6 protein-coding genes are annotated in these 9293 nt (G+C 45.5%); all 6 read left to right on the top strand.

Annotated features, from left to right (window positions below; all coding sequences use genetic code 11):
- Positions 1 to 174: 174 nt before the first annotated feature.
- The 6 genes from R7Q09_RS07495 to R7Q09_RS07470 are packed head-to-tail and all read left to right on the top strand — an operon-like array spanning position 175 to position 9247.
- Entirely contained in the window at positions 175 to 543 is a 369-nt protein-coding gene (locus R7Q09_RS07495; RefSeq protein WP_205461380.1) for a hypothetical protein, read from the top strand.
- Between the two features lie 9 nt (positions 544 to 552).
- On the top strand, positions 553 to 1902 hold the full coding sequence (locus R7Q09_RS07490) for an HlyD family type I secretion periplasmic adaptor subunit (RefSeq protein WP_033906830.1): 1350 nt from the start codon (positions 553 to 555) through the stop codon (positions 1900 to 1902).
- Positions 1903 to 1905: 3 nt separating this feature from the next.
- Entirely contained in the window at positions 1906 to 4137 is a 2232-nt protein-coding gene (locus tag R7Q09_RS07485; protein WP_239945529.1) for a response regulator, read from the top strand.
- Positions 4112 to 5536, top strand: coding sequence for a TolC family protein (locus R7Q09_RS07480; protein WP_213903492.1), 1425 nt, complete (start codon positions 4112 to 4114; stop codon positions 5534 to 5536). Before R7Q09_RS07485 ends, R7Q09_RS07480 begins: the two co-directional genes overlap by 26 nt.
- Positions 5526 to 7112, top strand: coding sequence for an ATP-binding cassette domain-containing protein (locus R7Q09_RS07475; protein ID WP_239945528.1), 1587 nt, complete (start codon positions 5526 to 5528; stop codon positions 7110 to 7112). The genes R7Q09_RS07480 and R7Q09_RS07475 overlap by 11 nt, the downstream gene beginning before the upstream one ends.
- A complete protein-coding gene (locus R7Q09_RS07470) occupies positions 7109 to 9247 on the top strand; it encodes an ATP-binding cassette domain-containing protein (RefSeq protein WP_239945527.1) in 2139 nt (712 codons plus the stop codon). Before R7Q09_RS07475 ends, R7Q09_RS07470 begins: the two co-directional genes overlap by 4 nt.
- Positions 9248 to 9293: the final 46 nt, after the last annotated feature.

Here is a 9293-nt window from a genome sequence, read left to right as displayed (position 1 = left end):
CCGTTGCTTTTAGCTAACTGATCGTATTTAGAGGCAGTAAAGGACACCATTTTTAGAAACCAACTTTTTTATACAACTTTTTTCATACCTTTCGAGTTCCATAAAAACAAAAAAATTTGAAAACCCAGTATAAAGATCCTTACTTGTTGTCATTAAAGCAATTAGTGCGGTGGGATAATGATAAATATGACAAGTCTGTTGCGCTCAGTCGACAACAGCCATAAGGGGCTGCAATTGCTATTAGGCGATTTTTACCAAGATTTCAGTGATGCAGGGATTGATATTGAGATGCTGCATAAACAAAACCGTTTTGAAGCACTCAGATGTTATTCAAAAAGGCTAAAGACCATTCTCGTCTTGTTATGTGATGACGACTTACCACCAAAATTGGCAAAGCTTGAACACTTAAACAAACACCATTTCCCTGCTCCTAATGAATTGATCGAGGACGTTAAAACCGAGCTTAACAACGTAAACAAACAAATTAGCCAGCTGTTAAAAATCGAAAATTCAATCGATAGCCGCACAGGTAGTGAATCGTAGGGGTGGCTCATGAGTAATAAGCAAATAGAACATCACCTCAAAAAGGCACTCGTTTCGAACAACGAAGCTTCGAAGGTAACAGCAGACGATACAATCGTGCTAGCCAGTGCAATGACCAGCGTACACAAAACCTTGCTGGTTATCTTTTTGCTTTCCATGGTGGCTATCGCCGTGGCATCTCAGGCTCGTATCGACATTGTGGTGTCGGTGCGCGGTGAGCTATTGCTCGAATCTGACATCGAAAAAGTGCAACACCTTGAAGGCGGTATTCTAGAAGAAATGCTAGTGCGCAAAGGCGAAGTGGTTTACGAAGGTCAACCTATTGCACGCCTTCGCTCTTTGGATAGAAACACTCAACTTGATACGGTAAACACAGAGATCATTCAGCTTGAGCTAGACAAGATTCGTTACGAAAGCCTGCGCGATATGGTGGAACCCGACTTTTCTGCCTACATCGAAAAGTACCCAGAATTAGTGCAAGTCAACATGAATACCTGGCAGCAAGAATTTTCTAAAAACCGTTCCAATGAAGAGTTGATCACTCACGATATCCAACATAAGAATTCGCTTATTGATTCAATGCTCAAGCGCCGTAAAAGCTCCGAGAACCAGCTCTCCTTGATACGCAAGCAGCTCAATATTAAGAACACCTTGTACAAAGAGGAAATGGCGTCTTACGTCGATGTTCTGAATATGCAGGTTCAAGAGTCAAACATGGTGCGTGAGATTGAAAACCTTGATGAGTCGGTCATGAATGAGCGCTTCCAACTCGACAAACTAGAGAAGCAGTACCGAGACTTGGTGGAGAATCGTAATGCCGAGTATCAAGCACAAATCATTCAAGCAAACAAGGACTTAAAGTTGAAACGTATATTACGTCCTCAACACTCAGATAAAGTGGATCGCCTCGTGGTTTACGCCCCTATTGACGGTGTAGTAGATAAAGTGCACTTCAACTTCCGCTCCGCTGTGATACCGCCAGGTGAAAGCATCGCGGACATTGCACCGATCAATAACGCCCTTCATGGAGAGGCGAAGATCCCGCGTAAAGACATGGGTTTTGTAGAAATCGGACAAGCGGTCAAAGTGAAGATGGATACCTACAACTTTGCCAAATACGGATTTTTGGAAGGTCGAATTGCATCGATCAGCCGTTCTTCTTATGAAGAAGAAGACGCTGAATTCTACCTCGCGGAAATCCAAATCAGTCAAAACTATCTAGAGCGCGGAGGCACACAATACAAGCTGTCCCCTTATATGGAGTTTACCGCAGACGTGAAAACAGGTTCACGCCGGGTTATCGAATACGCAGCGAAGCCGGTTATGTCGGCTATCGAAGACGCATTCGATGAGAGGTGATGGATGAGTAGCAAGCCTTCTTACAATATTTCCGTTCCTGTTATGCGCCTAAGCATTGCTTTCAGCTTGATGCTGGCTGCCCTCGCCTTTTATTTGTATATCTCTTGGGACAAAGTGGATTCAGTCGAGAAAGTGCAAAACGCGCCTCTTTTGGTTCAAGCTCAACAGCTCAACCAAACTATCGAGTTTGATATTCAAACGCTTCAACGCTGTTTAAGCGCACGTTATTGCAGTACAACAGAGCTTGATTTTGAGGTTCTGAAAGACGAAATTGACCAATTTAAGTCGCTCGCGTCACTCAACAAAACCGAGTTTAGCTTGGTGGGCGCGACCGAATACACGCAGCTTGAACTGGCAATCAATCGCTTCTCAGACAGCCAAAAAACACGCGACGATGTGTTGGCACTGTACCTCTCGCTCACCAATAACTACCTACAAATGGACGACAACTACCGGACCATATTTAACAACCATGCGAGCGACCTAATGATGGAGAAAAACGAGTTCTTCATTTGGTTGTTTGTGGTCGTTGTCGTACTGGTTGGTATCGCAGTGCTATCGAACTTGGTGGCAATCCTTAAACTGAAAAAATCCAGCTCGAATGAGCGTGACATTGACCAAGAATTCGATGAGCTTTATCAAGAACTCAAACTACTGGATTTACAAAGGTTGGAAGAGTTGCTGAATGAAGTGAGCATCAATCCTAAGCAGCGTCAGATCTACTCACACCTAAAACTGATTTTCAGCAAACTCGAAGAGCAAAAACGCAATAACGATCTCTACAAGCAGCTCTATGCTCTGATTGGTTACGAGATTCGTGGCATCACCAACACCATTAACGGCGGCGTGCAATATCTCGTTCAAGAGACCGATGAGAGCGGAGTGTTGATGGCGCAAGATATAACCTCGGCTGCCAATACCCTGTCTGAATTGGCAGAGAACTACAACCGACTCATTTCACAAGGGACCGAGAGCAAATCGAAAGAGTTTTCACTGCTGAATGTACTGTCTGAATTGATGATTCACATCAGTTCAAAAGTGCAGCGAAATGAAGGTGAGCTAGACTGCTTTATCTCAGATAACTTACCAAACCGTGTTGAAGGACAATCCACCAGCTTATTCTGGGTGTTGTTCCTTCAGCTATCAAATGCCATCCAACTCAAAGCCGACAAGAAACTGTTTGTCACCATTGAATCAGGTGCGGCGTCAGACATTGAAAATACCCGCCTGACCATCAATCTAAACTTCTTAACCACGCTGGATGTGCCGCTTGCCAAGCTCAATACCCTACACTGGAGCGACCATAAGCAGCACACTGCAACCAAAGACGATTTGGCGAAAAGCGTACTGAAAGATTATGGCTATTACGAGAGCCATTGGTATCAATCGGGCAATCAGGAACGTTTTCAAATTCAGCTCGATTTGAAAGCCAAAAGCTTCCACACCGAGAAAACTCGCTTCGACAATAAGCGTTTGTTGCTGTGTGCCAACTCTCAGCTGCGCATTGATGTAATGAACAAAATGTTAGTCAACTTGGGCTTGGAGATCACGCCAATTCGAACGCCGAACGAACTCTTCTCTGCGGCAAAAACCTTTGGCGAATACGATGCCATCATGCTGACCGACACGTTCGAGCCAAACAAGCTGCCCTCACTGAGCAAAACGGTGAAATCGCAACTGCGCAATCACCCGAACACCAAGTTGTTGCTTTCAGTCACTAGCACTCAGCAAGCACAAGAGAGCCATACCTTTGTCGACAAGATTCTGAACTCCCCTGCGATTCCGTATGAGTTCATCCCTAACCTATTAGCAATCATGGAAGCGGAAGCCTCTGAAGAACAGATGGAGAACAGCTCATTCCTGATTGTGGAGGATGACCGTGTTCAACAGATTCTACTCAAACGTATTTTGAGCAAGCAAGAATACGAAGCCGACACCGTTGGCGATGGCGCAGACGCCGTTCAGCATTTCATGAATCAGCGCTCAGACATCATTTTTATGGACTGCATCATGCCGGGCATGGGCGGCATTGAAGCGACCAAACGCATTCGACAATACGAACAAGAGAGCGGACAGAACCCTTGCACCATTATAGGTGCGACAGCATTGACCAGCAGTAATGAACACCAAGCTTGTATCGAAGCTGGAATGGATTACGTGATCAGCAAACCTTATAAAAACGACGAAATCATCAAGGTGATCAACAAGTATGTGGCGGTACAGAAACTTAACTAGCTGTATATTGGCAGCGCTTACATTGAGCAACGCTCCTTCGGCAATGGCGACCACCTTGCTTGAGGCGGTCAAACTCGGCTTGGAAAACAATTTATCTCTGCGCGCTAGTGACAAAGGCGTGGAAGAAAACGAATACAACATCGACATTAGCCGTTCTAAGTTTCTACCCTCTTTAAACGGTGCTGCTGATACCACATGGAATGAAAACGAAACCATATTAACGGGAACACCGGATACACGTTCTAGCTACAACTCAAATAGCTACAGCGTGTCTTTATCGCAATCGGTGTTTAACCTTGGCGACATCTTCAAATACGGCACCGCGAAGCTGGATTTCAACATTGAGGAAATCAAACACGAGAACAAAATCCAGAGCACCATTTCTGAAATCGCGACGCAATATTTCGAATACCTCAAAAACAACGCGCAAATCAAAGCCACCCAAGTAGAACTTAAATCGTCTGAAACACGTGAGCGCCAAATGCGTCGCAACGTGGAACTTGGCAACACTGCGGCGAGCGAGTTGTATGAGGTAATTGCCCAGAAAGAAGGCATTGCCAATCGCTTAAGAACCTTAGAGAAAGACCGGCGCGTAATTTTGAACGGTTTAGAGATTCAAGTTCAATACCCAGTCACCCCATCACAAGACATCTACGAAAGTGTTCCCTTGGAGGAAATCAGCGAATCCGAACAACGTGAGATTCTTGAACAAGCTTTGAAGCTCAATAACGACTTATTGGTTGCGAAGAAAACCGTCGAGCGCAGCCGAAGAGGCTTGAAAGAAAGCGGTTCAAACTTTGTGCCGACCGTATCGCTCTCTGCCAGTTACCGTTACGACGATGCGAACAACTATGACCGAACCGACCCAACCGCAACAGGGGACAGTAACTCGACCAGCGTCGGGTTGAACTTGAATGTGCCAATTTTCTCCGGCGGTTCGGATTACTACGGTTATCAAAAATCGTCGACTGCCATCGAGCGAACCGAGCTGCTGTACCAAGATTCATTGTTCGCGACGCGCAATAGCGTTAACACCTCAGTACTCAACATTAACGACTTCTCCCGCGCCATCAGCAGTTACGAGAACATCATCCGTGCCAACTACGCTTCCTACAAAGGCATTCAACGCGCCTATCAGCTTGGTACGCGAACCATTACCGACTTACTGGCAGCGGAAAGTAAACTGTTCAGCGCGCTACGTGATTACGAGAGCGCGCGCTATGACTACATCATTGAATCGATCAATCTTGAGCAAATCAAAGGCATGCTATCGGTTCAATCTATCGAAAGCATCATGCAGTTGATGAGCGATATCGAAGGCAGAAGCAATCAAGACTTAGTTCCAAAACACCTTCTCTCTAAACCATCGATTAAGAAAGGAGGTCGCAATGCAAACTGAGCACTTTTCCCAAAAGATTAACTTTGCTGACAAGTGTTATCTGACTTTCTCAACGGTCATCTCAACACTGTTTGGTTTAGTGCTGCCCTTTTCGATTCTTATTATCTTTGACCGTGTTTTACCTAACCAAGCCAAAGACACGCTGTTTCTTCTGTTTGCCATTATCTTGATCACCATCTTCCTCGACTATCACTTAAAGAATCAGGAAGAGAAGATTTCGTCGGTGATCATGAAGCAATTCGAAACCAACTTAACCAACAAGGTGTTTCAATCAATCTGTTTGGCTGAGATATCGAAGTTTCGTCGTCTAGAACCCGGTGAATACCTAGAGCGTATTGCGACCATTCCAGAGATTAAATCCTTCTTTGGCGGAGAATCTGTACGGGCATTGATCAACCTTGCCGTCAGCATACTGACCATTCTGATTATCGGTGTGATCAACATTTGGGCGGGAGTGACCATCTTGCTCGCCTCCATCATTTTGGCGGTGTTCGCACTCAGTCTTTCCAAGCAGAAAATCAACAGCTTAGAAAACAAATCCGACATCGAAGGCTTAACTACTTCTAAAATCATCGAGATCATCTCTAGCCCACTCGATATCAAAGCGCGCAATATGGAATATCGCGTTGAGAGCTTGATGACACAAATGGTGGAAGAGCGTGAAGTCGAGAACATCAAGTACGAGCAAATTGAATCAAACTTCAGCCTGATCTTGTCGCTCATACAACAGCTCTCCATCGCTTGTGTGGTGGTGGTTTTGGCAACGGCAGTTATCAACATGCAATCGAGCCAAGGCATCATGGCTGCCATCATCATGCTTACCAACCGCTACTTCGCGCCATACCAGCAAGTAATGCGCACGGTGAGTCGATGGGAGTTGAACAAGCTTCATATTCAACGTATCGCCGAGCTGCTTGAGCTTGCTGCATCTATAGAACAACAAAACGACACGACAGAAGTCGAGCGCATCTCGGTGAAGTATTCGGAAAAACAACGCATTGAGTTTGAACGCGGTCAGGCTTACGTGCTGACGGGGAAAAGCGGCGCAGGTAAAACCCACCTCGCCAATTGCATTACGCGGCAAAACACCGACAGCAAGCTCGATATCCAAATCAACGAGACACCGCTCGATGACGTCAACTACAACGTCTGGCGTAATAGCGTGCTCATGGTCGACAAAACCAGTTCGTTCGTCGAAGGCACCATCATCGACAACTTGACTTGTTTCCGCCCGAGCTTAAATAACACGGCATTTGCGCTTTGCGAAACCATGAACATCAAGGCACAAATCGATGCCCTTCCCGCTGGTTTTTACACCGAGCTTAAAGGACATTTACGCAACCCATTCTCGCGCCAAGTCGCTTATGCCTTGTTGTTAGTGCGTGCCTTACTCGCGAACAAACGTGTGTTGATCTTCGACGACATCGACTGTGTTTATGATGACGACTTTGCTCGATTGGTTTTGACCAGCACCGCCTATCGCGCCAACGACAAAATCCTCATCATCGTCAGCAACAAGATGGACAAACTCAATCATCGCCTCAAACGCGTCAAACTTACCGGAGGTGACCAATGAGTATTTTGGTTGATTTTAATAATGTCCCTCAGCGCTTGTTGGACTTTGAGGCTCGCAGTTATGACGAGCGATACAATGAGTCACCTTTGATTCGTGGTTTAGCTTACACCCTCATAGCGCTTGAATGGGAAGGCACGCCTTCTATCCTCAGCGACGCTTTTATCCCTAAACCAAAAGACAGCGACAGTTTTATCGCTACGATTGAACGCCTTGGTTACCGTTGTGACGTCACCCAACTAAAAACGTTGGAGCACATCGAGGGGCATCCTCATCCTTGTTTTATCGAGATAGAAAACCTCACTGCGATTTTCTTGGGCACTAAAGACGGCAAACTGATCCTGTTTGATTACACAAATAACAACACCATTGAATACCCGCTCTGCAAGAAGCCGTGCTTGTTGGTCTCGATCAGCGAATACTCCCGCTTATTCCGAGAACCGCCACCTGAATCTCAAGACCGCAGTAACTGGATTAAATACGCGTTTTATCGCTACAACAATGAACTCAAAAGCCTGATTATTCTCAGCTTCGTGGTCAGCATTCTCGGCGCACTCCAGCCCTTTTTTATTATGAGTGTGTACAACTTCGCCTTAACCTCTAGCTCGCAAGCCACGCTTTATTGGCTCACGTTATTTGCTGTGATTGTTGGGTTCTCGGAATACTTTTTCAAGAAAATGCGGGTCAACATCATCGCCACATCAGGAAAGGATTTGGCGGTGCATATTTCTCAAAACGTAATATCCAAACTGTTGTGGCTTCCTTATTCGATGACATCTACCGCTGGTGTCTCTTCTCAGTTAGCACGATTGAAGGACATCGACACTTTCCGCCGTTTGGTAACCGCAGAGTCAACATTAAGCTACTTCGACATGCCGTTTGTTATCGTATTCATTATTGCCATTGCTCTTATGTCTGGTACCGCAGCGCTAGTCGTTATGGCGGGGTTGATTCTAATGTTGGTGTTCTGTGTTTATTCTCGTTACATCTACTCGCAAGCCACGTCCAAGAGCTCTCGCGCCAACGCCATGGTTTCTTACCAATGGAATGAGATTCTTCGTGGTATAAAAACCATCCAAGGCTTGCCATTATTGCGTGTTATCCAGTCCCGCTTTAGCGCATCGCATTTACAAAGCACCAACGATGCAGAACATGTTTCAGTGACTAATAGCAGGGTTCAGGCAGCAGGCGGGAGTTTGATTCAGGTTATTGGTACCGCAAGTATCGTCGCGGCCGTTATCGGCGTGATGGACGGCACCTCCGATGCAGGTGCAATGCTTGCTACCGTAATTTTAGTCTGGAAGGCGTTGGGGCCTATTATGGGCATCTACAACTCTATTTCTAAGTTCCAATCCATTAAGGCGTCTTCTGCGCAAATCAACAACCTTATGGCGATGAATGACGATAAGCTAACGTTAGAGAAAAGCCCCCCTATTCGCCTCTTTCAAGGTAGTATCGTCGGCTCTGGTGTGAGCCATCGTTATAGTGGTGCAGCAACAGGCTTAACTAATCTTGGTTTTAAAATTCCACCGGGCGCAAAAGTCGTGATTTGTGGACCAACAGGTTGCGGTAAAACGACGCTCATTTCTATTATCGCTGGGCTAGAGGAACGCTATCAAGGCTCAGTTTCGGTAGACGGTTATAACATCAAACAGTTCAACAGTTACCGCTATCGAACCTCGATTAACTACATCCCGTTTAACCTGCATATTTTTGAAGGCTCCTTGGAGACTAACTTCATCTTGCATAATGGATTAATCCCAACAGAAAAAATGCGTGAAATGGTGAGTTTCTTTGAGCTCGATACATGGTTGCCACAAGGCCTGGACACTCAATTGAGCGTTGATATCTGTAAAAGTTTACCAAATGGTATTCAACAAAGACTGCGGCTCGCATTAGGGCTAGGTAACTGCGAACAATCTTTGATTATCATTGACGAGCCATTTAATGGTGCAGAGCAAGAAAACTCGCACTACTTCAAGCGGTTATTCAGCGACAAACTACTCAATAAGACCGTTATTTTCTCAACGAATGATCCGGGCATGATCTCTACATCCAATATGAGCTTAGTCTTGGAGCCAGATGGCAACTTGAAGTATTTCGGGTTAACCGATAAGTACTTAAAAAGTCTAAGTTAAGTTCGGAATGTGGTGTGGTTCATCATTCATAATTGAGCACGGTCAT

The sequence above is a fragment of the Vibrio sp. 2130-1 genome (assembly GCF_033339515.1).
Note: the sequence above shows the minus strand (reverse complement) of the source record. Positions and strands in the feature narration are given on the sequence as shown.

What these genes read in the sequence shown, in the direction of transcription:
- R7Q09_RS07485 (WP_239945529.1), top strand. Translation starts at nt 1,906, where the DNA reads ATGAGTAGCAAGCCTTCTTACAATATTTCCGTTCCTGTTATGCGCCTA.
- R7Q09_RS07475 (WP_239945528.1), top strand. Translation starts at nt 5,526, where the DNA reads ATGCAAACTGAGCACTTTTCCCAAAAGATTAACTTTGCTGACAAGTGT.
- R7Q09_RS07490 (WP_033906830.1), top strand. Translation starts at nt 553, where the DNA reads ATGAGTAATAAGCAAATAGAACATCACCTCAAAAAGGCACTCGTTTCG.
- R7Q09_RS07480 (WP_213903492.1), top strand. Translation starts at nt 4,112, where the DNA reads ATGTGGCGGTACAGAAACTTAACTAGCTGTATATTGGCAGCGCTTACA.
- R7Q09_RS07470 (WP_239945527.1), top strand. Translation starts at nt 7,109, where the DNA reads ATGAGTATTTTGGTTGATTTTAATAATGTCCCTCAGCGCTTGTTGGAC.